The organism is Ruegeria sp. BG6 (assembly GCF_056538465.1).
Genome location: NZ_JBQFTB010000005.1, coordinates 139,652 through 165,909 on the forward strand (window position 1 = coordinate 139,652; position 26,258 = coordinate 165,909).

At 60.1% G+C, this 26,258-nt stretch carries 25 protein-coding genes and 1 pseudogene; 16 read left to right on the forward strand and 10 right to left on the reverse strand.

All coding sequences use genetic code 11. From position 1 onward, the window contains the following. Positions 1–40 precede the first annotated feature (40 nt). The 3 genes from ACR0JW_RS11525 to ACR0JW_RS11535 are packed head-to-tail and all read right to left on the reverse strand — an operon-like array spanning position 41 to position 4,167. Positions 41–1,048: an ABC transporter permease gene (locus tag ACR0JW_RS11525; RefSeq protein ID WP_170681870.1), complete on the reverse strand. Its 1,008-nt coding sequence runs from the start codon at positions 1,046–1,048 to the stop codon at positions 41–43. Then, positions 1,045–2,571 carry a sugar ABC transporter ATP-binding protein gene (locus ACR0JW_RS11530; protein ID WP_170681869.1) on the reverse strand — a complete coding sequence of 509 codons (1,527 nt, stop codon included), beginning with the start codon at positions 2,569–2,571 and terminating at the stop codon, positions 1,045–1,047. The genes ACR0JW_RS11525 and ACR0JW_RS11530 overlap by 4 nt, the downstream gene beginning before the upstream one ends. A gap of 42 nt (positions 2,572–2,613) precedes the next feature. Continuing rightward, positions 2,614–4,167 (reverse strand): altronate dehydratase family protein, encoded by a 1,554-nt coding sequence (locus tag ACR0JW_RS11535; protein WP_170681868.1) that lies wholly within the window; start codon positions 4,165–4,167, stop codon positions 2,614–2,616. A gap of 83 nt (positions 4,168–4,250) precedes the next feature. Here ACR0JW_RS11535 and ACR0JW_RS11540 point away from each other — a divergent pair, with 83 nt between their 5' ends. From ACR0JW_RS11540 to ACR0JW_RS11580, 9 genes are read left to right on the forward strand one after another with little or no spacing between them, the layout of a single operon-like run. Further along, positions 4,251–4,988, forward strand: a complete 738-nt coding sequence (locus tag ACR0JW_RS11540) for a GntR family transcriptional regulator (RefSeq protein WP_170681867.1) — start codon at positions 4,251–4,253, stop codon at positions 4,986–4,988. Beyond that, the gene (locus ACR0JW_RS11545; RefSeq protein WP_170681866.1) at positions 4,985–6,037 is read left to right on the forward strand and encodes an aldo/keto reductase; all 1,053 of its coding nucleotides are present in this window, start codon (positions 4,985–4,987) and stop codon (positions 6,035–6,037) included. The genes ACR0JW_RS11540 and ACR0JW_RS11545 overlap by 4 nt, the downstream gene beginning before the upstream one ends. After that, positions 6,027–6,455: an RbsD/FucU domain-containing protein gene (locus tag ACR0JW_RS11550; protein WP_170681865.1), complete on the forward strand. Its 429-nt coding sequence runs from the start codon at positions 6,027–6,029 to the stop codon at positions 6,453–6,455. The genes ACR0JW_RS11545 and ACR0JW_RS11550 overlap by 11 nt, the downstream gene beginning before the upstream one ends. After that, complete coding sequence (locus ACR0JW_RS11555; RefSeq protein ID WP_170825257.1) at positions 6,452–7,282, forward strand: amidohydrolase family protein; 831 nt, start codon at positions 6,452–6,454, stop codon at positions 7,280–7,282. The genes ACR0JW_RS11550 and ACR0JW_RS11555 overlap by 4 nt, the downstream gene beginning before the upstream one ends. Before the next feature lies 1 nt (position 7,283). Beyond that, positions 7,284–8,396 carry a fumarylacetoacetate hydrolase family protein gene (locus tag ACR0JW_RS11560; RefSeq protein WP_480713932.1) on the forward strand — a complete coding sequence of 371 codons (1,113 nt, stop codon included), beginning with the start codon at positions 7,284–7,286 and terminating at the stop codon, positions 8,394–8,396. Between the two features lie 14 nt (positions 8,397–8,410). Continuing rightward, positions 8,411–9,913 (forward strand): aldehyde dehydrogenase (NADP(+)), encoded by a 1,503-nt coding sequence (locus tag ACR0JW_RS11565; RefSeq protein WP_170825256.1) that lies wholly within the window; start codon positions 8,411–8,413, stop codon positions 9,911–9,913. Positions 9,914–9,921: 8 nt separating this feature from the next. Further along, complete coding sequence (locus tag ACR0JW_RS11570) at positions 9,922–10,677, forward strand: SDR family oxidoreductase (RefSeq protein WP_170681861.1); 756 nt, start codon at positions 9,922–9,924, stop codon at positions 10,675–10,677. Between the two features lie 17 nt (positions 10,678–10,694). Beyond that, positions 10,695–11,537: a fumarylacetoacetate hydrolase family protein gene (locus ACR0JW_RS11575; protein WP_170681860.1), complete on the forward strand. Its 843-nt coding sequence runs from the start codon at positions 10,695–10,697 to the stop codon at positions 11,535–11,537. Positions 11,538–11,589: 52 nt separating this feature from the next. Beyond that, positions 11,590–11,934, forward strand: a complete 345-nt coding sequence (locus ACR0JW_RS11580) for a hypothetical protein (protein WP_480713933.1) — start codon at positions 11,590–11,592, stop codon at positions 11,932–11,934. Here the strand turns inward: ACR0JW_RS11580 and ACR0JW_RS11585 are convergent. Then, positions 11,931–12,989 carry a transporter substrate-binding domain-containing protein gene (locus tag ACR0JW_RS11585; protein ID WP_170615643.1) on the reverse strand — a complete coding sequence of 353 codons (1,059 nt, stop codon included), beginning with the start codon at positions 12,987–12,989 and terminating at the stop codon, positions 11,931–11,933. The two genes, ACR0JW_RS11580 and ACR0JW_RS11585, sit on opposite strands and share 4 nt — an antisense overlap. Before the next feature lie 208 nt (positions 12,990–13,197). On the opposite strand from ACR0JW_RS11585, the gene dapE reads away from it, so the two are divergent. The 3 genes from dapE to rnr are packed head-to-tail and all read left to right on the forward strand — an operon-like array spanning position 13,198 to position 17,233. Next, positions 13,198–14,337, forward strand: a complete 1,140-nt coding sequence (gene dapE / locus ACR0JW_RS11590) for a succinyl-diaminopimelate desuccinylase (RefSeq protein ID WP_170681858.1) — start codon at positions 13,198–13,200, stop codon at positions 14,335–14,337. A gap of 3 nt (positions 14,338–14,340) precedes the next feature. Next, on the forward strand, positions 14,341–14,916 hold the full coding sequence (locus tag ACR0JW_RS11595) for a TIGR04282 family arsenosugar biosynthesis glycosyltransferase (protein WP_480713934.1): 576 nt from the start codon (positions 14,341–14,343) through the stop codon (positions 14,914–14,916). Positions 14,917–14,974: 58 nt separating this feature from the next. Then, on the forward strand, positions 14,975–17,233 hold the full coding sequence (gene rnr, locus ACR0JW_RS11600; protein WP_170681856.1) for a ribonuclease R: 2,259 nt from the start codon (positions 14,975–14,977) through the stop codon (positions 17,231–17,233). Here rnr and ACR0JW_RS11605 read toward each other — a convergent pair. Further along, positions 17,224–17,610 carry a DUF1801 domain-containing protein gene (locus ACR0JW_RS11605; RefSeq protein ID WP_170615652.1) on the reverse strand — a complete coding sequence of 129 codons (387 nt, stop codon included), beginning with the start codon at positions 17,608–17,610 and terminating at the stop codon, positions 17,224–17,226. The genes rnr and ACR0JW_RS11605 overlap by 10 nt on opposite strands. Further along, positions 17,607–18,305: a glutathione S-transferase family protein gene (locus ACR0JW_RS11610; RefSeq protein ID WP_170615654.1), complete on the reverse strand. Its 699-nt coding sequence runs from the start codon at positions 18,303–18,305 to the stop codon at positions 17,607–17,609. The genes ACR0JW_RS11605 and ACR0JW_RS11610 overlap by 4 nt, the downstream gene beginning before the upstream one ends. A gap of 83 nt (positions 18,306–18,388) precedes the next feature. Between ACR0JW_RS11610 and ACR0JW_RS11615 the strand changes: the two genes are divergently transcribed. From ACR0JW_RS11615 to ACR0JW_RS11630, 4 genes and pseudogenes are all read left to right on the forward strand, one after another. After that, entirely contained in the window at positions 18,389–19,111 is a 723-nt protein-coding gene (locus ACR0JW_RS11615) for a helix-turn-helix transcriptional regulator (protein WP_170681855.1), read from the forward strand. Between the two features lie 94 nt (positions 19,112–19,205). Continuing rightward, positions 19,206–19,844 (forward strand): annotated as a pseudogene (locus ACR0JW_RS11620) (acyl-homoserine-lactone synthase). Between the two features lie 60 nt (positions 19,845–19,904). Continuing rightward, complete coding sequence (locus ACR0JW_RS11625) at positions 19,905–21,437, forward strand: ATP-dependent DNA helicase (protein ID WP_480713935.1); 1,533 nt, start codon at positions 19,905–19,907, stop codon at positions 21,435–21,437. After that, positions 21,434–22,162, forward strand: a complete 729-nt coding sequence (locus ACR0JW_RS11630) for an SDR family oxidoreductase (protein WP_480713936.1) — start codon at positions 21,434–21,436, stop codon at positions 22,160–22,162. Before ACR0JW_RS11625 ends, ACR0JW_RS11630 begins: the two co-directional genes overlap by 4 nt. A gap of 4 nt (positions 22,163–22,166) precedes the next feature. Here the strand turns inward: ACR0JW_RS11630 and ACR0JW_RS11635 are convergent, their stop codons facing one another. The 4 genes from ACR0JW_RS11635 to ACR0JW_RS11650 form a co-directional block, all read right to left on the reverse strand. Beyond that, positions 22,167–22,934: a TIGR02186 family protein gene (locus tag ACR0JW_RS11635; RefSeq protein ID WP_480713937.1), complete on the reverse strand. Its 768-nt coding sequence runs from the start codon at positions 22,932–22,934 to the stop codon at positions 22,167–22,169. 2 nt (positions 22,935–22,936) lie between these two features. Continuing rightward, a complete protein-coding gene (locus tag ACR0JW_RS11640) occupies positions 22,937–23,857 on the reverse strand; it encodes a sulfite exporter TauE/SafE family protein (protein ID WP_170615663.1) in 921 nt (306 codons plus the stop codon). 338 nt (positions 23,858–24,195) lie between these two features. Beyond that, positions 24,196–25,164, reverse strand: a complete 969-nt coding sequence (locus ACR0JW_RS11645; protein WP_170681850.1) for an ABC transporter permease — start codon at positions 25,162–25,164, stop codon at positions 24,196–24,198. After that, positions 25,164–26,258, reverse strand: a complete 1,095-nt coding sequence (locus ACR0JW_RS11650) for an ABC transporter permease (RefSeq protein ID WP_170615667.1) — start codon at positions 26,256–26,258, stop codon at positions 25,164–25,166. Before ACR0JW_RS11650 ends, ACR0JW_RS11645 begins: the two co-directional genes overlap by 1 nt.

Here is a 26,258-nt window from a genome sequence, read left to right on the forward strand (position 1 = left end):
TTCTCCTCCAGTTGGTCGTTTTTTTCGTTTTCTGAAATGATCAGCCGGTTTTCTTGCGCCGTGCCATGTCGGCATAGACGGCAAGGATGATGATTGCTCCGGTCACGACGGTCTGCCATTCCTGCGCAACCGACAGCACCCGCAGACCATTGGTCAGAACCGCCATGATCAGCGCGCCGATCAGTGTGCCCAGGATGGTGCCGCGCCCGCCGGACAGGGACGTGCCGCCGATCACCACGGCTGCAATCGCCTCCAGCTCGTACCCAAGGCCCAATGCCGGTTGTGCCGAATTCAGCCGCGAGGCGATCAGGATTCCCGCAATGCCGCAGATCGCACCGGCCAGCGCATAGATGCGCATCTTCCACATGTCGGTGTTCACACCGGACAGGCGCACCGCCTCTTCGTTCGAGCCCAGCGCAAAAGTATAACGGCCCAGAACGGTGCGCCCCAAGATGTACGAGGCGGCGATGGCCACGAGAAACAGGATCAGAACGCCATTGGGGATCGGCAGCGCCGGAATGACCTCACCGATCAGCGACCCGCGCGAGATCTGGTCGAAACCAGGTGTGTCATTGAAATAGATCGGCCGCGTGCTGGAAATCACCAGTGACAGACCCTTCAGGATCAGCATCATGCCCAGCGTGGCGATGAAGGGTGGGATTTTCATCTTCGCCACGAATGTGCCCGAGCACAGCCCGCAAAACGCACCGGCCGCGATGGCCGCAGCCACACCCAGCAGCAAAGGCATGCCCAGATAGGTCAGAACCACGCCGGCGATGACCGCGCAAAACGTCATCAGCGTACCCACCGACAGGTCAATACCGCCGGTAATGATCACCAATGTCGCTGCCACCGCCAACACTCCGTTGACCGACGTTGCCTGCAGAATGGCAATCATGTTCGAGGTCTGCATGAAGTTGGGCGATGCGATCGAGAAGCCGATCAGCAGGGCGATCAGGCTGGCGAAGGCCAGCAGCTTCTGGTACGCGCCGCTTTCCGACAGGCCCCCAAGTGGCTTTTTCTTGTCGAGATCCGTTGCTGTGGTCATTGCACTGTCCCTGTAACCTGCATCGCCGCCTTGCGTTGGGTGGCCAGATGCATGATGTCTTCCTGAGTGGTGTCTTTTCCGCCGGGCAGGATGCCGGTCAGCCGGCCCTCGCACATCACGGCGATGCGATGGCTCAGCCGCATGATCTCGGGCAGTTCGGATGAGATCACGATGATGGTTTTGCCTTGTTCTGCCAGCTCTTCCAGCAGCTTGTAGATTTCCGATTTTGCGCCGACATCGATGCCGCGAGTCGGCTCGTCAAAGATCAGAATGTCGCAATCCCGCAGCAACCATTTGGCAATGACAACCTTTTGCTGGTTGCCCCCTGACAACAGCCGCACTTCCTGCACATCGGATGGCGTCCGGATGCCCAGTTGATTGATGTAGCTTTTGGCGGCGGCGCCGATTTCACTGTCGTTCAGAACGCCGCCTATACCGGTGAAAAGATCCATCGAAGCCAGCGCAATATTGTCCCGTACGTTCATGCCGGTGGCGAGGCCGAAGTGCTTGCGATCCTCGGAAAGGTATCCAATCCCGGCCCGCACCGCATCCTTGGGGGATCTGATCGAGACGGATTGTCCGTGCACCCGGATTTCACCGCTATCTTTCGGGTCCGCTCCAAATATGGCCCGCGCCACCTCGGTCCGGCCCGCCCCCATCAGACCCGCAAATCCCAGAATCTCACCCTTCTGGACCGAGAAGCTGACATCCTGAATTTCAGCGCCCCGTGACAGGTTACTGATCTCAAGCGAAACTTCGGCCCCGGCCAGATCGGGTACTTCCAGCGGTTCTTCCTTGACCTCGCGGCCCACCATCATCGCGATGATCTGGCTGATCGGGGTTTCGGCGGCACCGACCGTACCGACATATTCGCCGTCACGCATCACCGTTACCCTGTCGGCGATCTGTTTCAGTTCGTCCATTTTGTGGCTGATATAGACGATGCCCACGCCTTCGGCCTTGAGGCGGCGGATGATTACAAAGAGTTCGGCAATCTCGGCATCGTTCAGCGCCGCCGTTGGTTCATCCATGATCAGCACTTTCGATCGGTAGGACAGAGCCTTGGCAATCTCGACCATCTGTTGCTTGGCAATGGTCAGGCCGCCGACCAGCGCCCTTGGTTCGAGCCCCAGGTTCATCGACGCAAAGATGTCGGCTGTCTGTGCGTTCAGCGCCGCATCGTCCAGTCGACCAAAGCTTTTGCGCGGCTCGCGGCCAATAAAGATGTTCTGCGCCACGGTCAGATCGTTCATCAGGCTCAACTCCTGATGAATAATGCCGATCCCCAGATCCTGCGCCTGACGCGGGGATTGCGGGCTGACCACCCGGCCTTCGACCGACAACGACCCACCATCGCGCTGATAAATGCCTGAAAGGATTTTCATCAGCGTACTTTTCCCGGCGCCGTTCTCGCCCATCAGCGCGTGAACCTCACCGGGCACCAGATCGAACTGCACGGATTTCAGCGCGTGCACACCGGGGAAGTGCTTTTCAATCCCCGTCATTTCGACCAGTTTCGTCATTTCTCCTCCCATTTATCCCTCAACCCTCGTGTCGCATCCGGTTCACATCACCGCTCCGATCTGCCACGGAACAAACTCGACCCCTCCGAATCCGAGCTGCTCGCTTTTCGTCTTTTCGCCCGATGCGACGCGGATCAGAATCTCGAACAGTTCCTCACCCTTGGCTTCGATGCTGACGCCCTCGGTGACGATGTCGCCGCAGTTCAGGTCCATGTCGTCGGACATGCGGGCATACATTTCGGAATTGGTGGCCAGCTTGATGCAGGGTGTCGGCTGATAGCCGGAAACCGAGCCGCGCCCGGTGGTGAACACAATCAGGTTCGACCCTGACGCCACCTGACCCGTGACCGAGCAGGGATCAAACCCCGGACTGTCCATGAAAACAAACCCGTGTTTGTCGACGATCTGGCCAAACTCGTACACATCGCGCAGAGGCGCCGTACCGCCCTTGGCGACCGCACCCAGCGATTTTTCCAGAATCGTCGTCAGCCCGCCGCGCTTGTTGCCGGGGCTGGGGTTGTTGTCCATCTCGCCGCCGTTTCGTTCGGTGTAGTCCTCCCACCAGCGGATGCGGGCGATCAGCTTTTCTCCAACTTCGACAGTTTCGGCACGACGGGTCAAAAGATGTTCCGCACCGTAGATTTCGGACGTCTCCGACAGAATGGTCGTGCCACCGTGCCGAACCAGCAGGTCCGAGGCATAGCCAAGCGCCGGGTTTGCCGTGATGCCGGAATACCCGTCTGAACCGCCGCATTGCATTCCAACGGTGATTGCACTGACGGGCGCGGGTTGCCGGGTGGCCTGATTGGCCAGTTCGGCAATTCCGCGCAGCTCTTCCAGCCCCCGCTCGATGGTTCGGCGCGTGCCGCCCTCGTTCTGGATCGTCATGTAGCGCAGTGCGCCATCGGGACGGATCGGACGCCCCCCGACCAGATCGGACACCTGCATGACTTCGCAACCCAAACCGATCAGAAGAATGCCACCAAAATTCGGGTGCTGCGCATAGCCTGCCAATGTGCGGAACAGGGCGGCATAGCCTTCGTTCTTGCCGGACATTCCGCAACCGGTGCCATGAACAATCGGCACAATGCCGTCGACGTTGGGGTAAGCATCCAGAAGGCCCGATTTCTCGGCCGCCTCGGAAATGAAACGCGCGACCGAGCCGGAACAGTTCACGGTGGTCAGAATGCCGATGTAATTCCGCGTGCCCACTTTGCCGTCCGCCCGGTGAAACCCCTTAAAGGGCCGGGTGTGCTGAATTTTGGGCAATGGCACGCAGGCAGACGCATGCGCATAGTCCTGCTGATGCTCTCCCATCCCAAGGTTGTGGACATGGACATGCGCGCCCGGCGCAATATCTGACTTGGCCTGCCCGATGATCTGGCCATACCGGATCACATTCGTCCCTTCGGGGATATGCACCACGGCAATCTTGTGGCCACGCCCGATCGAACCCGGCAAAGGCGCAGGCACTCCTGTCGGGCAGTCGCCAGCCGAAAGATCCCGCAGCGCAATGACCACATTGTCATCCGGGTTCAGCCTGACGGTGTCCTGCGCCTTGCCCTGAAGGCCCTTGTTTTTCTGCTGTGCTTGCATTGTTTTCCCACTTGCCTGCACAAATTGCTAATGAGCGAACTCCCGCTTGTCAACTAACATGTTAGTATGCTAGATCGAAAATCATGAACCGACCTCAAGACATCGACGCAACCTTGCTGCCTGAAATTGCCGTGACAGAAGGCTCGCTGGCGCACCGTGTTTATCTTGCGATCAAGCAGGCCATCCTGTCCCTGGATTTCCTGCCGGGCGCAAATCTGAAGAAAGCGCCGATCTGTGAACGGCTTGGTGTCTCTCGTGCGCCCGTGGCCGATGCAATTGCCCGGCTGGCAGCCGACGGGCTGGTGGATGTGGTTCCGCAATCGGGAACGCGGGTATCCTATTTCTCAATGTCGGAAATCCGCGAGGGCGTCTTTCTGCGCGAAGCCCTTGAACTGGCTACCGTCGCCAAGGTCGCCCGCGATTTTACCGAAGACCAGCGCAAGCGCCTGAGTCGCAACATGCGGCTGCAGGAACTGCTGATCGAGGATGAGGACATCCCCGGGTTCTATCAGGCCGACGAGGAATTTCACGCCCTGCTGATGGCCTTTACCGGCTTTGTCCGGCTGCCGGATGTGGCGCAAACGGTTTCACTGCAGGTCAGCCGTGCACGCATGCTGCTGTTGCCTACCCCGGGCCGCGTTGCGGAAACGCTGCAAGAACACCGCGCGATATTCGACGCGATCCAGGACCGCAACGAACATGCCGCACAGGAGGCGATGCGCCATCACCTGGGACAGTTGATGCCGCGCATCGAGGTTCTGGAACGCGAAAAGCCGCACCTGTTCAACATCAGCTCCTACACAGAACGAGACGCAGGATGACCGTTTCTCAGACCGAACTCCTCAACAACCGAACGTCACGCCCTGTTCCTTTGACCCGCATGGGTTTCGGGGGCGCACCATTGGGAAACCTCTATCGCAAGGTGTCCGATGCCGACGCACAGGCCGCGTTGCATGCGGCTTTCGATGCCGGGATCCGCTTCTTTGACACCGCCCCGCAATACGGGCTGGGCCGGTCTGAACAGCGCTTCGGAGAGGCCATCCCGGTCTTTGGACGTGACAACATTCAGCTTTCCACAAAGATCGGGCGCCTTCTTGTGGACTGCGAACCGCACGAGGTCACACCCGAAGCTTTCGTGGATGTTCCCCGGAAACGCATCGTATTCGACTACACCTATGACGGTGTCATGCGATCCTACGAAGCCAGCCGCGAACGGATCGGTGTCGCCAATGCCGACATTCTTCTGGTGCATGATGTTTGCGTTTTCAGCCAGGGCAGTCAGGAAGCATCCGACGCGAAGGTCCGAGAGCTTTTTGACGGCGGCGGCTACCGCGCACTGGCTGAATTGCGGGAGGCGGGCGAAATCGCCGCGATCGGCGCCGGGGTCAATGAATGGAAGGTGTGCGAGAAATTGCTGGGTCTGGGGGATTTCGACGGCTTCCTTCTGGCTGGGCGATACACGCTGCTGGAACAGGAGGCGTTGGAAAGCTTTCTGCCGCTCTGCGAAAAGCGTGATGTCGGCATCATTCTGGGCGGCCCCTACAACTCGGGCATTCTGGCGACCGGCGCGGTTCCCGGAGCAAAGTACAATTACGTGGATGCGCCACCGGGCATCATGGACAAAGTGCGCAAAATCGAGGCCGTGTGTGACGCTCACGGCACTCCGCTGATTGCGGCCGCCCTGCAGTTCGTTCTTGGGCATCCATGTGTCAAAACTGTTGTACCCGGGGCGGTCAGTGCGGCCGAGGTGAATGCGAATGTCGCCTTGCTGGAGCGCAATATTCCCGCTTCGCTGTGGTCGGACCTGAAATCCGAAGGCCTGATCCGCGCGGATGCCCCCCTGCCATCGGAGACGGCCCATGCTACGTAACATCGATCCACTGCTTTCCCCTGACCTACTACATGCCTTGCGATCCATGGGTCACGGGGATGACATCGTTATCGCTGACGCCAATTTTCCCGGCTCCAGCGTAGGCCCCGAATGCCTGAGGGCGGATGGATCCTCGGCCGGTGATATACTTCGGGCCGTTCTCTCGGTCATGCCGCTGGACAATTTTGTTCCCGACCCCGCCCTGACCATGCAGGTGGTGGGAAACCCCGAGGCGGTCCCCGAGGCGGTGGCCGACTTTCAATCCATCATTCACCAGACAGCCGACAACCCCGTCGAAATACAAAGCCTTGAGCGCTTTGCATTCTATGAACGCGCATCCCAAGCTTTCGTCATCGTCCAGACCGGCGAGCGCAGGCTTTACGGCAATATCATCCTGAAAAAAGGCGTGATTGGATGAGAATTGATGCTCATCAGCATTTCTGGTCTCTGGATCGGGGTGATTACGGCTGGCTGACAGCCGAGATCGGGCCGATCTACGGGGATTTTCTGCCCACCGATCTGCTGCCCCTGATTGAACGTGCCGGAATCGATGGCACTGTTCTGGTTCAGGCTGCCCCGACCGTTGCCGAAACAGAGTTCATGTTGTCGTTGGCGGACAAAACTTCCTTTGTCAAAGGCGTCGTGGGCTGGGTTGATTTCGAAGCATCCGATGCCCCACAACAGATTAAGGCGCTGGCACAAAACCCACTCCTCGTCGGATTGCGCCCGATGATTCAGGATATCGAGGATCCTGAATGGATGCTGCGGGAGTCTCTGCACCCGGCCTTTGCGGCGCTCATCGCTCACGAACTGGCCTTTGATGCGCTGACCTTGCCCAAGCATCTTGGGCCGTTGCACAGTTTGCTGGCCAGATACCCGCAGATGCGGGTTATCGTGGATCACGCATCAAAACCGGCGATCCGGGACGGTCGGCTATCTGACTGGGCCGATGACATTGCCGCAGTCGCCAGCAACAGCCATGCGTTTTGCAAGCTGTCCGGACTTGTGACCGAAGCGCAGCCCGGCTGGGACATCGGCGACCTGCGCCCTGTCGTGGATCATCTGCTGAACGTGTTCGGACCCGAACGCCTGATCTGGGGCAGCGACTGGCCGGTTTGCACTCTTGCCAGCAGCTATGAACGTTGGGTCGAGGTTACCGACATACTGCTTTCGGGTCTGACCCCTGAAGAACGTTCGGCAATTCTGGGCGGCAATGCGCTGCGCGCCTACAGCCTGAGGGATTGAAATGAACCTGTCTGAATTTGACCGCGACGGAGTGTGGCTGGGTCGTGTCGAACGGGCCGGCATTGGACCGTGCGTTGTCACCTTGCGCGGCGAAAGCCTGATGGACATCACATCAAGAACCGCGCCCACGGTCCGGGATGTCCTCGAACGCGAAGATGCGGCGGAATATGTCCGCACTGCCGACGGTGAGGTGTTGGACCCGGCCCGCGATGCCTTTGCCTGGCTTGCCCCTTGTGACCTGCAGGCAGTCAAAGCCTGCGGCGTCACCTTTGCCGGTTCCATGGTCGAACGCGTGATCGAAGAAAAGGCCGGTGGCGACCCGGCCCGTGCCGACAGCATTCGCAACCGGATCGGTGTCCGCATCGGCAAGAAACTAGGCGATATCGTCCCCGGATCGAACGCAGCTGCAAAGGCAAAACAAGCCCTGATCGAAGAAGGTTTGTGGAGCCAGTATCTGGAAGTTGGCATCGGACCCGACGCCGAGGTCTTTTCCAAGGCACAGGTCCTGTCGTCGGTCGGGTACGGGGCCGAGATTGGTCTGCACCCGGTTTCGGAATGGAACAACCCGGAACCCGAAATCGTGCTTGCCGTGAATTCGCAAGGCGTGATCACGGGGGCGACATTGGGCAATGACGTCAATCTGCGCGACGTCGAGGGGCGCTCGGCCTTGTTGCTGAGCAAGGCCAAGGACAACAATGCGTCCTGCGCGATCGGTCCGGTGATCCGGCTGTTCGATGACCATTATTCGCTGGACGATGTGCGACAGGCCGAACTGACACTGACTGTAAACGGTCCGGACGGTTTCAACCTGAACGGAAGCTCCTCCATGTCCCAGATCAGCCGCGATCCTGCAGATCTTGTTTGCCAGACGATTGGGCGGCATCACCAGTATCCGGACGGCCTGATGCTGTTCCTCGGGACCCTGTTCGCCCCGACGCAGGATCGGGAAACACCCGGAGGAGGGTTTACACACAAGCTGGGAGACGTTGTAACCATCGCCAGTGAAAAGCTGGGCACACTGACCAACACGGTGCGTCTGGCGACTGAGTGCCCCGAATGGCGTTTCGGGGCGTCCCATCTGATGCGAAACCTGGCCCGGCGCGGCCTGCTGTAAGAAAGAACCACAATATGCTCACCGGAAAACACCTGATCGCTGGCGAATGGATTGGCGCGGACACTGTCTTTGCTTCGCAGCCTGCAGAAGGCCCCGCCCATGACTTTGCGGCGGGAACGGCATCTCACGTCGACGCCGCCGTCGACGCCGCCGAAGAGGCGTTTGCAACCTACGGCTGGTCCTCGCGCGCCGAACGGGCAGAGCTGTTACGCCGGGTCGCCGAGGAAATCGATGCCCGGGGGGATGCAATCACCGAAATTGGCAGCCAGGAAACCGGCCTGCCCGCAGCCCGCCTGCAAGGAGAGCGCGGGCGGACAGTGGGACAGTTGCGCCTGTTCGCAGATTATATCCTTCAGGGTGATTATCTGGACATGCGCCATGACCCTGCTATGCCCGACCGCGCGCCCCTGCCGCGCCCGGACCTGCGGATGATACAGCGCCCTCTGGGTCCGGTTGCCGTATTCGGGGCCTCCAATTTTCCGCTGGCGTTTTCGGTTGCGGGCGGTGACAGCGCCGCGGCGCTGGCCGCCGGATGCCCGGTTGTCGTCAAGGGGCACCCGGCACATCCGGGCACTGGTGAGATCGTCGCACAGGCCATCGACGCCGCCATCAAGGCTTGCGGGGTCCACCCGGGTGTCTTCTCGCTGGTTCAGGGTGACGCACGTGAAGTCGGCGAACGGCTGGTTCAGCACCCATTGATCCGCGCAGTTGGCTTCACCGGCAGCCTGGCCGGGGGGCGGGCGCTGTTCGATCTGTGTGCGCAACGGGACGAGCCTATTCCGTTCTTCGGTGAACTCGGGTCGGTCAACCCGATGTTTATCCTGCCTCAGGCGGCGGCTGCCCGCGCCGCGGAGATCGGTGTGGGCTGGGCCGGTTCGCTCGCCATGGGTGCGGGTCAGTTCTGCACAAATCCCGGCATCGCCGTGGTGATCGATGGCCCGGATGCGGACGCACTGGAAGCCGCCGCCGCAGATGCGCTGAAGGAGGTTGCTGCCCAAACCATGCTGACCGACGGGATCGCGAACGCATACCGGCAAGGGTCAGATCGCGTGGCGGCCTGCAACGGTGTTACCCGGATTCTGGGCGAAAACTGTGAGACACGCTCGGCCAGACCCTGGCTGTTCAGTGTTTCCGGCAAAGACTGGCAATGGGACCATCGATTGCAGGAAGAGGTGTTTGGCCCGCTCGGCATCATCGTGCGCGTTCAGGAATTCGCCGAAATGCGCGATATCGCCCGTACGATCGAAGGCCAGTTGACCTGCACCGTTCACATGGATGCGGGCGACGCGCCGGATGCCGGTTCGCTGCTGCCACTGCTGGAGCGAAAAGCCGGGCGCATTCTGGCCAACGGGTTCCCCACCGGGGTCGAAGTTTGCGACGCGATGGTGCACGGGGGGCCCTACCCGGCCTCGACCAACTTTGGTGCAACTTCTGTGGGAACGCTTTCGATCCGGCGCTTCCTGCGGCCCGTTTGCTATCAGAATATCCCGGCCGAATTGCTGCCGGAACAGGGATGAGGTCCGGTATGCCGAACGAAGGAACACCAGCGCGACTGGCCGGGAAAACCGCTCTGGTCACGGCGGCAGGCCAAGGCATCGGCCGAGCGTCAGTCGAACTTTTTGCCGCCGAAGGGGCGCAGGTCATTGCATGCGACATCAACTCTGATGCGTTGGCCTCGCTTGATGGAACAGCGGGGGTAACGACGCTGCAACTGGATGTGACGGATGCCAGTGCTGTGCAGGCCGCTGTCGCGGACTTGCCGGCACTGGACGTGCTGTTCAATTGCGCGGGCTATGTTGCAAACGGGTCCATTCTGGAATGTGAGGAACGCGACTGGGATTTCAGTTTCGACCTGAACGTCAAGGCCATGTATCGGCTGACCCGGCTGATCCTGCCGAACATGTTGGATAACGGCGGCGGCTCGATCATCAACATGTCGTCGGTTGCCTCGTCGATCAAGGGCGTGCCGAACCGCTTTGCCTATTGCGCCTCGAAGGCGGCAGTCATTGGCCTCACCAAATCAGTCGCGGCGGATTTCGTCACACAAGGGGTTCGCTGCAACGCGATCTGTCCGGGGACTGTGGACAGCCCCTCTCTGCATGACCGCCTGCGTGAAACCGGCGACTATCAGCAGGCGATGACGGATTTCATCGCGCGCCAGCCCATGGGGCGCATCGGAACCGCCGAAGAGATCGCGGAACTCGCACTCCACCTGGCCAGCGACGCCAGCAAATACACCACCGGACAGCCCTTTGCCATCGATGGCGGCTGGACGATCTGAAGAATGAGGGAAACAGGATGAAACTTCTGCGCTTTGGGCCTGTCGGTCAGGAAAAACCGGGCCTTCTGGATGATACCGGAGTAATTCGGGACCTGTCGGGGGTCGTGGATGACATTGCCGGCGAAACGCTGGGCGATGAGAGCCTGCAAAAACTCCGCGCTCTGGACCCCGCTCAATTGCCGCAAGCCGATGCGAATACCCGGATCGGTGCCTGTGTCGGGCAGGTCGGAAAGTTTATCTGCATTGGCCTGAACTATGCCGACCATGCTGACGAAAGCGGTATGGAACTGCCGCAGGAGCCAGTCGTCTTTTTCAAGGCAACCTCGGCCATCATGGGGCCGAATGACACCGTGGAAATCCCGCGCGGATCGGTCAAAACCGATTGGGAGGTCGAACTGGGCGTGGTTATCGGCAAAGCCGCAAAATACGTGTCAGAAGCCGAAGCGTTAGACCACGTGGCGGGCTATTGCGTGATCAACGACCTGTCTGAACGCGATTTCCAACTGCATCGCTCGGGCCAGTGGGTCAAGGGCAAGTCGGCGGATACGTTTGGTCCGATTGGCCCGTGGCTGGTGACGCGGGACGAGGTTTCGGACCCGCAAAACATGGCAATGTTTCTTGAGGTGAACAGGCATCGTTATCAGGACGGATCGACCCGGACGATGCATTTCGCCGTTGCGACGGTAGTTTCGTACCTTTCCCAGTTCATGTCCCTGCAGCCGGGCGATGTGATCGCCACCGGAACACCGCCGGGTGTCGGGATGGGTCAGACACCGCAGACCTATCTGAAGCCCGGTGACAAAATCGAACTGGGCATCGAAGGTCTGGGCGTGCAGAAACAGAACGTCGTTGCTGGCTGATCCGGGCAACCGTGAACTTGACCATGTCCGGGTGCGGCGCTAAGGCCCGGATATGGACAAGCAAAAGAAACCCTCTCGCCAGCAGGTCTATACGCTGCTGGTTCAGATCGGACGGAAAGAAGGTGACGGTCTGCCCGAGGGCGCGACCGGTGCCGCACTGATGTGTTTTGCCAGCGGCGTGGACGAGGCGGAAGCGGTACGGGAAACCGTGGCGATTCTGAAACAGGCCGATACTGCTCCGCTGGATGTTACCGGCTATGGCACACTGGCCGAGCGTGAGGCGCAGGGCCATGACATCGATTCTGACGAACGTACTCTGATGCAACGGGCGCTGGATGAAAACGCGGTCATCGTCGCGCAGATGACGCCGTTTTTCGGGGATCCGGAACAGTCCTAGTTCCGCGCCCCGAACCATTTGCGGTAGATTTCGGAATACGTGCCGTCTTCACGCAGGGACAGCAGCGCCTGGTTGACTTCTTCGACCAAAGGCGAGCCGGTCGGAAAGGCGATCCCATAGGTTTCGCGCAGGAAAATTCCGCCTGTCACCGAGGCGATTTTCCGGCCTTCATGCGCAGCGTAATAGGACAGGATCGGTGCATCGAAGACGACCGCGTCCAGTTCCTCTTTCTCGAAGGATGTCAGCATCTCTTCCAGTCCGGGATAGCCGGTAAACTCAATTTCGCGACGGTTCAGAAAGTTGGCGGCGGTCGAGCCCGAGATCGTGCCCACCTGCTTGCCATAGAGGTCGTTGACCGAGTTTACGCTGCCGGTAATCGCATCCACGGTCATGACCGAAGTAATCCGGGCCGTGAAAACGGACACGATGAACAGCGAAGAAACAACCAGAATGACCCCCAGCAAACGGCCAAAAGGCGTGCGGGGCATGCGTTCTTCGAAGCCGCCATTGACCACCAGGTTCAATGCCCACCAGAAAGACGGGAACCATGCCTCGTTCAGCTTGCGGTCAAAATAGGGTTGCGCACGTCGTTCGAAACTCCACATCAGCATACCGCCGCCCAGCAGGATCGCAAAAGCCAGCCCGATCGCTATGAACAGTTCGCGCGACAACAGCGCCTGCAGCAGGGATGGCCGGCGCATTGCTTCGGACGGAACCATGATCTGCAAACCGGATTCGAAAATCGGCTGGCTGAAATCCATACTCGTTTCGCGTGACGCGGTGATCGAGATATTGGCGATCGCAAGATCGGCTGTCCCGTCCTGCACCGAATTCAGCATGTCCCCAAAGGCATCCAACCGGTTGACCGAATACTCCCAACCCAGCGCGCTGGACAGGGCTTCCAGCAAGTCCATGGAAAAACCGCTCTGGTCCCCGTCCTCGACATAGGAAAACGGGGGGCGGGTTACGGTCGAGACCGTAAGCGATTGCGCCTGGCTTTGCTGTGCAAGAACGGCGAAAGTCAGGCAGACCACTGCGAAGAATAGGCGTTTCATCGACAAGATACCTGTTTCGCGGCCCTCTAGCTTAGTTTTGGACCGGGCGGCAAGGTGATCGCGGGGTAAAGCGCCATGTTTTCCGGACGTCTCAACCAGACATGCGTGGGCAAAACAGGTGGAAAATTTGCGCCCTGGGGTTGGCAATCGGGCCAATTCGTTGAATCTGTGCACGAACCTGCCCAGCAATACAGACAAGAGGCCCGCGATGACAGACCCGGTACAATTGACGGCAGACCTGATCCGTTGCCCATCGGTCACACCCGAGGAAGGCGGCGCGCTGGTTCTGTTGCAGAAAGTCCTGTCGGACGCGGGCTTTGAATGCACCCGGGCGGATCGCGGCGGGATCAGCAATCTGTTTGCGCGCTGGGGCAGCAAGGGCCATGCGCGCAGCTTCGGCTTCAACGGGCATACCGACGTCGTTCCTGTAGGTGATGAGGCAGCATGGACCATGCCGCCCTTTGGGGCCGAAATACGCGACGGGATCATGTATGGCCGGGGCGCCACGGACATGAAGTCGGGCGTCGCTGCGTTTGCAGCCGCAGCCATTGATTTTGTACGGGACACTCCGCCGGACGGAGCCATCATCCTGACCATCACCGGGGATGAGGAAGCCGATGCGCTGGACGGCACAACCGCATTGCTGGATTACATGGACGCTGCGGACGAACGTATGTCGGTCTGTCTGGTTGGCGAACCCACCTGCCCGAACCGCATGGGTGATATGATCAAGATTGGGCGGCGCGGCTCGATGACCGCATGGTTCACTGTCAGTGGGGTACAAGGCCATTCGGCCTATCCTCATCGAGCGAAGAACCCGGTGCCCGCCATCGCTCGGCTGATGGACCGGCTGGCCAGCCACCAGCTGGATCAGGGCTCGGACCATTTCGATGCGTCGACCCTTGCGGTCGTCACAATCGATACCGGAAATCCGGCCACGAACGTGATCCCTGCGCAATGCGGCGGGGCAGTGAACATCCGCTTCAATGACCTTCATTCCGGGCAAAGCCTGAGCGACTGGCTGCACGCCGAAGCGGACCGGGTTGCCGAAGAGTTTGGCGTCACAATCGATACCCGCATCAAAATCTCCGGCGAAAGCTTTCTGACGCCGCCGGGCCCCCTGTCGGATCTGGTTTCGGGCGCGATCGAAGCCGAAACCGGAATCATTCCCGAGCTGTCCACAACCGGCGGTACATCGGATGCGCGCTTCGTCAAGAACCATTGCCCGGTGGTCGAATTCGGGCTTGTTGGGCGCACCATGCATCAGGTCGACGAATGCGTCGAAGTCGCGCAAATCGAACAGCTCAAGGCGATTTATACGCGCATTCTCGGGGATTACTTCGCCTGATCCATGCAACGCACTTTGATTATCATGATCAAGGAACCACGCCCGGGTCGGGTCAAGACGCGACTGGGTCGGGATATCGGCATGGTTGGTGCAGCGTGGTGGTTTCGGCATCAGGCAAGGGCTCTGATCCGGCGGCTACGCGATCCTCGGTGGCAGATCATGCTGGCGGTTTCACCCGATCGGGAGGGTCTGGCCAGCCGAATCTGGCCCGCCGATTTGCCGCGTGTCGCGCAAGGGCAAGGCGATCTGGGTGTCCGCATGGCCCGAATGTTACGCAGCGCTCCGGACGGGCCCGTCTGCCTGATCGGTGCCGACATACCGGGCATTACCCGCAACCACATCGCAAGTGCCTTTCGCGCCCTGGGGGCGACGCAAATGGTATTCGGGCCTGCGACAGATGGCGGGTACTGGCTGGTTGGTGCGCAAGGCGTAGCGGCGCTGCCATCCGGATTGTTTAATAACGTGCGCTGGTCGACGGAACACGCGCTGGCGGACACACTCGCCTCGATCCCCGATCGCAGCTTCGCGCTGCTGGATTATCTGAACGACGTGGATACCGTCGCAGATCTGCAAACCTGATCCACACGACTGCTTTTTTGGTCATGACGCGGTCGCATCCCCGTGCTAGGCCGAATTCATGACTCGCATCCCCACCAAGCAGGAGGTCCTGGACTGGATCTCGGCGAACCCCACCTTGACCTCGAAACGCGATATCGCCAAGGCCTTTGGCATCAAGGGCGCGGACCGAATTGACCTCAAGCGTATCCTCAAGGAGCTAGAGGCCGAAGGGCATCTGGAAAAGCGAAAGCGCAGCTATCGCGACCCCGACCGTCTGCCTCCCGTCAGTGTGTTGCAGGTGAAGGCGCCGAACGCTGATGGCGATCTGTTTGCCCGTCCGCTGGAATGGCATGGCGAAGGCGTTGAACCTATTGTCCTGATCATTGCCCGCGCCAGCGATCCGGCGCTGGGCGAAGGGGACCGCATCCTGGCCCGCCTGACGGTGGTGCATGAGGAAGACCACAATTACGAGGCGCGGCTGATCCGCCGTATCGGAACCAACCCGCGCAAAATCGTCGGCATCTTCCGCAAAGGGGCCGAGGGCGGGCGGATCGTTCCCATCGACAAGACCGGCCAGACCGAATGGCTGGTTCAGGATGGAGCGGTGCTGGGCGCCAAAGACGGCGAACTGGTCGAGGCCGAGCAGGCCGGGCCAAAAAACCGCATGGGCCTGCCCCGTGCGCGGATCGTGGAACGGCTGGGTGATCCGTCTGCGCCCAAGGCCGTGTCGCTGATCGCCATCCATCAGCACGGCATCCCGGACGATTTTCCGGACAAGGTGATTGACGAGGCTGACAAGGCCAAACCCGTTGGCCTGAAAGGGCGCGAAGACCTGCGGGACATGCCGTTGCTGACCATCGACCCGTCGGACGCACGGGACCATGACGACGCCTGCTATGCGCATGCCGACGACGATCCCAAGAACCCTGGCGGCCATGTCATCTGGGTCGCGATTGCAGACGTGGCAGCTTATGTGCAGCCAGGTACGGCATTGGATCGCGAGGCACGCAAACGCGGCAATTCCAGTTACTTCCCCGACCGTGTGGTGCCGATGCTGCCGGATCGTTTGTCGGGTGATCTGTGTTCGCTGCACGAAGGCGTCCCGCGCGCCTGTATCGCCGTTCGAATGCAGATCGACGCGGATGGCAACAAGATCGGCCACCGCTTCGTTCGGGCCCTGATGCGCTCTGCTGCTTCGCTGAATTACACCGAAGTGCAGGAGGCTATTGACGGTAATCCCAATGACCGTACCGGACCCCTGTTGGAACCGGTTCTGAAACCGCTCTATGCTGCGTATACCGCGCTGAAAAAGGCGCGCTCGGTACGGCAACCACTGGAACTTGACCTGCCCGAACGCAAGATCGTCCTCAGCGACAGCGGAGAGGTGGTGAGCGTTGCCTTCCGCGAACGTCTGGACGCACACAAACTGATCGAAGAGTTCATGATCCTCGCCAATGTCGCGGCAGCTGAGACGTTGATCGCCAAGCGCCAGCCGCTATTGTTCCGGGTGCATGAAGAACCCGCGCCCGAAAAGCTGGAAAGCCTGCGCGAAACGGCTCAGGCCGCAGGCCTCAACCTGGCCAAGGGACAAGTGTTGCAGACACGCCACCTGAACGCGCTGCTAAACGCCGCTGCCGGAACCGAGGATGCGGAGCTGATCAACCTCACCACCCTCAGGTCGATGGCGCAGGCGTATTACAACCCCGAGAATTTCGGCCACTTCGGTTTGGCGTTGCGGAACTATGCGCATTTCACTTCGCCCATCCGTCGCTATTCCGACCTGATCGTGCATCGCGGGCTGATCTCGGCCCATGGCTGGGGCAAGGATGGGTTGACCGAGGATGACATCGATCGCCTGGAAGAGACCGCGACCCACATCTCGGACACCGAACGTCGTTCGATGATGGCGGAACGGGACACAACCGACCGCTATCTTGCCGCCTATCTCAGCGAGCGGGTGGGCAATGAGTTCACCGGTCGCATTAGCGGCATCGCCCGGTTCGGCGCCTTCGTGAAGATGGATGAAACCGGCGCGGACGGGCTGGTGCCGGTGCGCTCACTGGGTCGGGAGTTCTTCCATTTCGACCGCGAGGCCGGAACCCTGATGGGGTCGGACACCGGCCTGATCATCGCCATAGGTCAGCGTGTCACTGTTCGTCTGACTGAAGCTACGCCTGTGACCGGCGGGCTGGAGCTGGAGTTGTTGTCGATTGACGATCAGGCCTTGCCGCGCGGACGGGGGCCGGCAAAGCGGGCAACCCGGCGCAAGGCGGTCAGTACCAAGCGCAAGAAGGACAAGATCAAGCGCAAGGTCGAACGCAAACGCCGTCAGAGGTGATAAGTCAGCGCCCGCGCGATCAGCCAACCGTGACGGGTTTCGTCGATCTGGTCAATGTCATCGAACAACACGGCCCGATTGCCATCGATCCGGTCTTCACCGGGAAAGGCCGAGGTGAAATCGCCCATCAACCGGCTCTGGCAATGCACGAACAGGGCGAAGCTGGCGGACTTGTGGCTACCAAGCCGGACCGTTGATCCCTTGGGCGCCAGGTAGGCAGGCTGGCCCCAGCGCAACGCCTCAGCCAACGGCTGCGCGGCTTCCAGATCGCTTGCGGTCTCAAAGACCAGCTCTCGCAGGATCAGGGCACCCTTTCGAGTGCCCTGGGGCAGTTCCTCGAAAGCCTGTGCCACTGCCGGGTTCTCAAAAGGTCTCATACCAATGGGATCGCCTGTTCCATGCGGTCAATATAGCTGTTCAGCAGTTTATCCTGTTTGATCCGCCGTGTCAGCGGAGTGTCCGACGGTGTCGCCCGCATCGCCGCGAGAATTGGACCAACACTCATATCCGCCGATGTCGGGTGTTCCGCCAGCAGGAACGGAGATTGCCAAAGAAATGCGGCGATGGATTCCAGATCCCGCTCGATCCGTTCCATCCGTTCAGCAACCGAAAATCGGCCAACCCCCTGCGCCTGCAATCCTTTCAGAACGGATTTTCGGATGGCATTGGAAACCGGCTTGCGGATCAAAGCCGGTACAGAGGTAAAGAACGTGTTACGCAGGATCGGCCAGACCTCGTCATTGCCCCAGCGATCCAGAACGATCTGAAAATACAAGTGCTCTTCAGCCATTCGCACCAAAGCACGCGATTGCGCCTTTTGAATGTCGCTCAGGCCCCGATCGAATTCGGCGCCCTGCGCCTCCAGCCAGTCCCGGATTAGGTCACTGTCCGGCACCAGTCGGTCGGGTGTGCGCAACACCGGAAGCTTGTGGTGCGGCATCTTTCGGGGATCTAGCAGATCCGACCGCTGCCACGACTGGCCGGAGTGCTGCAGCATGAGAGCCGTTTTCACGCAAAAGGGGCTGGCGCTGTATTGGCCAAAGGCGGATGGGAAGGTCAGAAGGGTCAGCATCAAAATCGCTCCTAAGTGGGATGGTCGATGCATAACTCCGACTGATGACAGAAACTGACATCAGGTTTAGGCTAAGTTGCATCATGACCCGAACCACCCGACTGTTCCAACTGATGCAGGCCCTGCGCTCGGGCCCGTCTCCCAGAACGTCCTCACAACTGGCGCAGGATCTTGGTGTCTCGGCCCGCACGGTTCACCGCGACATAGACACATTGCGCGGCCTTGGCGCAGTCATCGACGGAGAGGCCGGTTTTGGGTTCACCCTGATCGAAGACGCGACCCTGCCCCCGCTCGGTTTTACCGATGATGAACTTGAAGCCCTTGTTCTTGGCCTGCGCGAAGTGCAGCAGATCGGGGACCCTGCCCTGTCCGACGCGGCCAGCGCGGCGCTGCGCAAATTGCAGGGCCGCCTGCCACAGCGCCAGTCCCACAGGCTAAGCCACGCGGTGCTGACGGCAACACGTTTTGACCGCCCGGCCACGCCCACGATTCATGTCCCTGATCTGCGGCAGGCCACGTGGGATGAACGCACGGTCGAGTTCGCCTATACCGATGCAAAAGGCGATGCCACCACGCGGCGCGTCAATCCGCTGAGCATCGTCTATATGGATCGGGCCAGCATTCTGCTGAGCTGGTGCCACCTGCGCCGGGATTTCCGGTTTTTCCGCTTGGACCGGATGCAAGACATGAAGATCACGGAAGAAAGTTTTCGCCCCAATCGCGTTCCCTTGCTGCGGAAAGCACTGGCCCGAATCCGAGAAGATCGCGAGGCGCATAGCCGGGAAAACAATAACGGCGAGTCCTAACAGCCACTTAAGCAACGCGCGGTCACCAAACGGGAAATTAACCACGGGTTTGTACCCCATTCGTTCCTGCACAGGACGACGAGGGGAACAAGTCATGTTGCGCTATGTATACGCTGACGAGCTGCATAAATTTCCAGAACTGGCCAAGGGGATGTTTCTGGACCGTGCCGATCAGTTCAAGACCCGGCTGGAATGGGATGTTGATGTCGACGAAAACGGCGAAGAACGGGATCGGTATGACGATCTGAACCCGCTTTATGTCATCTGGGAAGAACCCGATGGCAGCCATGGCGGTTCGATGCGAATACTGCCGACAACCGGCCCGGTCATGGTAAACGATGTCTTTGGTCATCTGACGGGCGGCAGTCCCATCCGCAGCCCGCTGATCTGGTAGGTTACGCGGTTCTGCCTGTCGCGCAGTGCCAGCGCGCACACGGCAGGTGCCATAATGCTGAGCGGTGGCGAAGTGATGGAAGGATTTGGCCTGACCCATATTGCCGGTGTCTTCGACGCAAGGATGATCCGGATCTACCGTCTGATAGGGTCATCGCCGGTGGTGCTGGGGTCGCAGGGCAAGGGCCGGGATCAGATCTCGGTCGGGCTGTGGCCCTATTCAGCCGAGGACTGCAACCGGGTGGCTGAACGGGCGGGGGTTTCCCGAGACCTGTCCCGGCTGTGGTTTCGTGCAGCGTTCGGGGGCAGTGCGCAACATCGGTTCGCGCTTTCGGCCTGAATTCGTGAAAAGCGGACTCCGCGTCTGGTGGTGACTGACGCGGCCCTGTAGGGTCGCGCCATGTCCTTGCCTCTTGTCACCTTTTCCGATGATCAGGCCGCCGCCTATGACAGCATTTCCGACATGCTGAAATCGGCGGGCGTTGACCTTGACGATGACGCGCTGCTCAGGCCGCCCGGAGGTGGAAAGACAGAAACGATGGCCGTGATCGGCAAGGCCGGGTCAGGTAAAACACTGCTGTTGGCTGAATTGTTCAAGGCGCTGGCCGAAACCGGTGTTCAGATCGTGTCTGGCGACTTTGAAAGCCGTAAGTCAAAGGACAAGCGCAGCCTTGCAATTCTGGCCCCGACCAACAAGGCGGCCAGCGTTCTGCGCCTGCGCGGGGTTCCCGCAACAACCATCCACCGCATCCTTTACACGCCTGTATACGACCCGGAATATGAACGTATTGCCGAATGGCTGGCAGGCAATGACGAACGCCCTGAAATCGAGGGGCTGACGAATGAGGCGCTCGACCGGGCAGCGGCATTCTATGCCAACAACAAATCTATCCCCGGGGCGCTAGCCGCTGCCGGGCTCCGGGGTTCGGATTTCATTACCGGGTGGAAACGCCGGGACGAACCGCTCGATATCGGGTTTGTGGACGAAGCCTCGATGCTGGATGACCGGCAGTTTGAGGACCTGAAAGAGATTTTTCCAACCTTGCTGCTGTTCGGAGATCCGGCCCAGCTTGCGCCTGTGAACCAGTCCGGCAGTATGGTATTCGAAGCTCTGCCCGAGCCTCGGAAGCTGACACTGCACCGGGTGCACCGGCAAGATGCGGATAACCCGATTCTGGATCTTGCCCATGCCTTGGCGGACCCGGCGATGGGGTTCGAGGATTTCGAAAGGCTGGTCGAGCAGACCGCCCGGCAGGATGACCGCGTCGTCTGGGGGCAGCGGGTCGAGGTTGACCTGATGGCGCGCAGCCCGGTTCTGGTCTGGCGCAACGCCACGCGCATCCGCCTGATCAACGCCTTCCGGCATGTTCACGGCGCCCCCGACACCGAGTTGCTGGAGGGTGAACCCCTGATCTGCGACGGTCTGGAACTGCCGCTGAAACACCGCAAGAAGCGGCTGGATTTGGAAGCGCGCGGCCTGATCAAGGGCGCACAGGTCATCTATCTGGGTCCCGGGCGCAAACCAGGTTTTTCGCGTCTGCATGTGATGGGGGCTGAAGACCCGCGGGTCAGCGCCGCCTCGATCGTCAAGATCGAAAAACCGGACGAGGAAGAGCCGTTTATCCCCTATGCCGCCCGTATGGGGGCGACCTTCCTGCATGGTGCTGCGGTGACAATTCACAAGGCGCAGGGATCGCAATGGGACACGGTGCAGGTTTTTGCGCCCGATATCTACGCTGCCGCCAGAATGGGCCGTACCGAGGCGGGACAACCCCTGTGGAAACGTCTGGCTTATGTGGCCATAACCCGCGCGCAGGAAAGGCTGATCTGGGTCGTGCGCAACCGCCTGTCCAAGCCAACTCATCCACTGCGCGTTGATGACCTGCGCACAGCCCCCGTGGCATCTCTGGTTCTGGAGGCTGAAGACACATGAAGACCATCATCGTAACCGGCGCAAGTTCCGGTATCGGCCGGGCAACCGCCGAGTTGTTTCTGAAGGAAGGCTGGCGCGTCGGCCTTCTGGCGCGCAGTGCCGATGTTCTGACGGCAATGTCAGAGGCTCACGAAAACGCTGTCCCCTTGATTGCCGATGTAACGTGCGCGGACGCAGTCGCCGACGCCTTCGATGCTTTCACCAAACAGGCTGGCCGTCTGGACGTGCTGTTCAACAACGCGGGCATCTTCGCGCCTGGCGGAACCATTGACGAGATCGCGCTGGACGACTGGTACAACTCGGTCAACGTGAACCTCAACGGGATGTTCCTATGTGCCCGGGCGGCCTTTGGCATCATGCGCCATCAGTCGCCGCAAGGCGGGCGTATCATCAACAACGGCTCGATAGCGGCCCATGTCCCGCGCCCCAACTCGGTCCACTACTCGGCGACGAAGCACGCGATCACCGGATTGACCCGCAGCCTGTCATTGGACGGGCGGAGCTTTGGAATTGCCTGCGGCCAGATCGACATCGGCAACGCGCGCACGCAAATAGTGCAGGGCCTGGTCGACGCGGCGATGGCAGAAGGCACGACCCCGGACCCGACTATGTCTGTCGAGGATGCGGCACGTTCTGTGTTGCATATGGCTTCGCTGCCGCCCGAGGCCAATGTTCAGTTCATGACCGTGATGGCCACCACGATGCCTTACATCGGCCGGGGCTAAAGGTTTACTTCTCGCGCAGCAATCTGAACGCGGTCGAGGCGCCCCATCCGGCCGAGATCGCGATGACAAGTGACATCAATCCGTACCAGACCGGCTGTTGGCGGGACATGTTGAACAGAAACCGTTCAAGTCCAACCTTGCGCACGTCGATCACCGTCTCGAATTGGGAAACAACCTCTCCGCCGCGTGTCAGCAGAATGCGCGCGACATAGTCGCCCTCGGTCAAGTCGGCAGGCATGTCGATCGAGGTTCTGAACAAGGTCTGCTCATCCACAGCCACGGTGTTTTCTCGGATCGAGTAAAGTCCCTCATGCTCGCGAATTCGAACAACCGCATCCGCAAAGTCCTGCGCGCCGCGAATATGCATCGCGGCACCCACCGACCGGATGGCACGCTCGATCGAAACCCGGTGGCGCAGGTCTTCTACGTCCGACAGGATGGAATTCAGCGGTGCACTGGTTGCAACGGCATAAAAGCTGGGTGCCAGATCGACCAACACGCTGTCGGTGTTCACCCAGATACCCAGCCGCTTTTCTTTTCTTCGCACCGTTACAGGGCTGGATGGCCCTGCAACCGCAACAATCACTTCCAGCGGCGGGCCCGGCGGAATCGGCGCTTCGCGCTTGACCGCCCCGAAAATCAGAATTTCGGAACCGTCAAAGTTTGCTGTGATAGCAACCCGGTCCTGGCTGAGGCCAAGAACGACCTGCTCATCCTCTGCATGCGCGGGCAGGCAGATAAGGCACAGAACGGCGATCAGATAACGCATCATGATCAGTGCCCTCCCGCATCGCCCAACGAGTACAACTCGGAGGGTTGAAGCAACAGGTCCAGCGCAAGTTTTCCGCATACGGCAAGCACCAGGGCCGCCAGCAGAACACGCAACTGCTCGGCCGGCATGCGCGATCCGATGACCGTGCCGATCTGCGCCCCGATAACTCCACCAACCAGAAGAAGCACCGCCAGGACCACATCAACGGTGTAGTTCGTGGTGGCATGTAGCATTGTTGTAAACGCCGTCACGAAAATGATCTGAAACAGCGATGTTCCCACAACGACCTTGGTCGGCATACCCAGCAGGTAGATCATCGCAGGCACCATGATGAACCCGCCGCCCACGCCCATGATGGCGGACAGCACGCCGACGCACAGACCGACCAGCGCCGGCGGAATGACCGAAATATACAGGCCCGAAGTCCGAAAGCGCATCTTGAGCGGCATGGCGTGAACCCAGCCGCGCTGACGTCGCTTGGGAGGCGAACCTCCGGCCTTCTTCGACTTGCGCAGCGCGTTGAGGCTTTCGATGAACATCAGGCTACCGACGACACCCAGAAACACGACGTAACACAGTGTCACCAGCAGATCGACCTGACCCAAGCTTTTGAGGTAGTTGAACACCACAACACCCAGCGCCGCGCCGATCAGACCTCCGGTCAGCAACACGGTGCCCATTCGAAAGTCCACGGTCCTTCGCCGGAAATGCGCCAACACGCCAGAGAACGACGACGCCACGATCTGGTTGGCCTCGGTCGCAACCGCCACAGCGGGAGGGATGCCGATGAAGAACAGCAGCGGGGTCATAAGGAACCCGCCGCCAACTCCGAACATGCCGGAAAGAATGCCCACCATTCCGCCCAAACCCAACAGCAGAAAGGCGTTCACGGATACTTCGGCGATTGGAAGGTAAATCTGCATGATGTTCTCTAAACGGGCTGGGTGTGTTCGTGTAATGTGACAAAGCCCGTCTTATTGCAATGGGTCTGGCCGCAAGTGCGACGCACCGGCACGGTCTTGGCAGTGTTCTGGGCGAACAATCTCTGTTTATGACCCACCAGCGGCAAAGACAGACCGACCCGCACAACAATCCCGGAGCCAGAGTCCGAGGAATCGGAAAGCGAAAAAAGCCTGTCTGCAGAACGGGTTATGAAAGGGGGCGTTTGCATACCCCTTTAGAGCGGGTGCGACATGCAAAATCAACTCTGCATGCCGCTCTGCAGCGAACAGGACTGAGATACTAGTCCGAACTGGACCTATCAGCGTTCCTTTACATAAGGTTCGCCCCCGGCGCGTGGCGGCACGGCCTTGCCCACGAACCCGGCAAGGATCACCACGGTCAGGATATAGGGCAACGCGTCCATGACTTGCACCGGTATGACAACCCCACCCAGATCGATGTTCTGGAATCGCAGGGCGATGGCCTGAAGCAGACCGAACAGAAGGCAGGCCCCCATCGCGTGCCAGGGTCTCCATTTCGCAAAGATCAGGGCCGCCAGCGCGATAAAGCCACGCCCGGCCGTCATGTCCTTGACGAACCCCGCCTGAAGCGCGGTGGCCAGATAGGCACCGGCGATCCCGCAAAGCAGGCCGCAGATGGCAACAGCGGCATAGCGAAGCCCCACAACGGAAACACCGGCCGTATCCACCGCGGCAGGGTTTTCACCCACGGCGCGCAGTCGCAAGCCAAACCGGGTGCGGAACAGGATCCACCAAGTGGCAGGCACCATCAGAAAGGCGACGTAGACGAGAATCGAATGGCCAGACAGCAACTCGGAATAAATCGGGCCAATGAACGGAACACCGCTTAATGCTTCCGCAAAGGGAAATTCGATCGGTCCAAACCGTCCGCCGCCGATCAGTGAAGGTGTTCGACCCCCCTGCTGGAACCAGCTTTGCGCCACAAGAACGGTCATCCCCGCCGCCAGAAAATTGATCGCCACGCCCGAGATCAACTGATTGCCCCGGAATGTGATCGACGCAACGCCGTGCAGGGCGGACAAAACCAAAGATGCGGCAACACCTGCCAACAAGCCCAGCCAGACCGACCCGGTCACTGCTGCCACGGCGGCGGAAAAGAAAGCCGCCATCAGCATCTTGCCTTCTAGTCCGATGTCGAAGACGCCCGCCCGTTCGGAATAGAGCCCGGCCAGACAGGCCAGCAGCAGCGGGGTTGCAAGGCGGATGGTTGAGTCCAGGACCTGGATGATGATCAGGAATGTTTCCATCACTCAGCTCCTTTCCGCATACCCAGGAACAATTTTTCAAGCGGCATACGAACCATGTTGTCCAGCGCGCCGGTGAACAGGATCACCAGCGCCTGAATCACCACGATCAGCTCGCGCGGAATACTGGTCCAGAACGCCAACTCGGCCCCGCCCTGATACAGGAAGCCAAAAAGAATCGCCGCCAGAAACACCCCGAATGGATGAGAGCGTCCCATCAGAGCCACCGCGATACCGATGAAACCCGCACCCTCGGTCGAGTTCAGAACCAGCCGCTCTGCCTCGCCCATGACGTTGTTGATGGCCATAAGGCCAGCCAGCGCGCCCGAGATCAGCATGGCGATGATGGTAATGCGCACGGGTGAGATGCCTGCGTAGACGGCCCCGGTTTCCGAATGACCATAGGCCCGGATTTCATAGCCAAGTCGGGTGCGCCAGATCAGCGCCCAAACCACGAAACAGGCCAGAACGGCGACAAAGAAGGTGATATTGGCCGGGGCACCTTTGAACAGAACGTTTTCGGCCGTCGAGAACATGGACTGGAACGTAGGCAGATGAACGGCTTCGGGGAACCGGGCGGTCGCAGGATCCTGCGCCCCCGGGGGGCGCATCACATTGACCAGAACATAGTTCAGAACCGCCGCTGCGATAAAATTGAACATGATCGTGGTGATCACGATATGGCTGCCGCGCTTGGCCTGCAGATAGGCCGGGATCGCAGCCCATGCCGCACCGAAAACCATTGACGCGGCGCAGGCGGCCAGAAGGGCAATGCTCCAGTGTGGCCAGGGGACGTAGAGGCAGACGATGGCAACCCCAAGGCCGCCCAGCATGGCCTGTCCTTCGCCGCCGATGTTGAACATGCGCGCATGAAAGGCGACGGCCACCGCCAGCCCCGTGAACATGAAGTTCGTCGCGTAATACAGGGTGTACCCCCAGCCATAGGTCGACCCAAGCGCGCCGGAAACCATGAGCTTCACGGCCTCGACTGGGTTTTCACCGATGGCCAGGATGACCAGTGCCGAGAGGATTGCGGCCAATATCAGACTGATCAGCGGGATCAGGACGACATCGGCCCATTTGGGCATTTTTTCCAT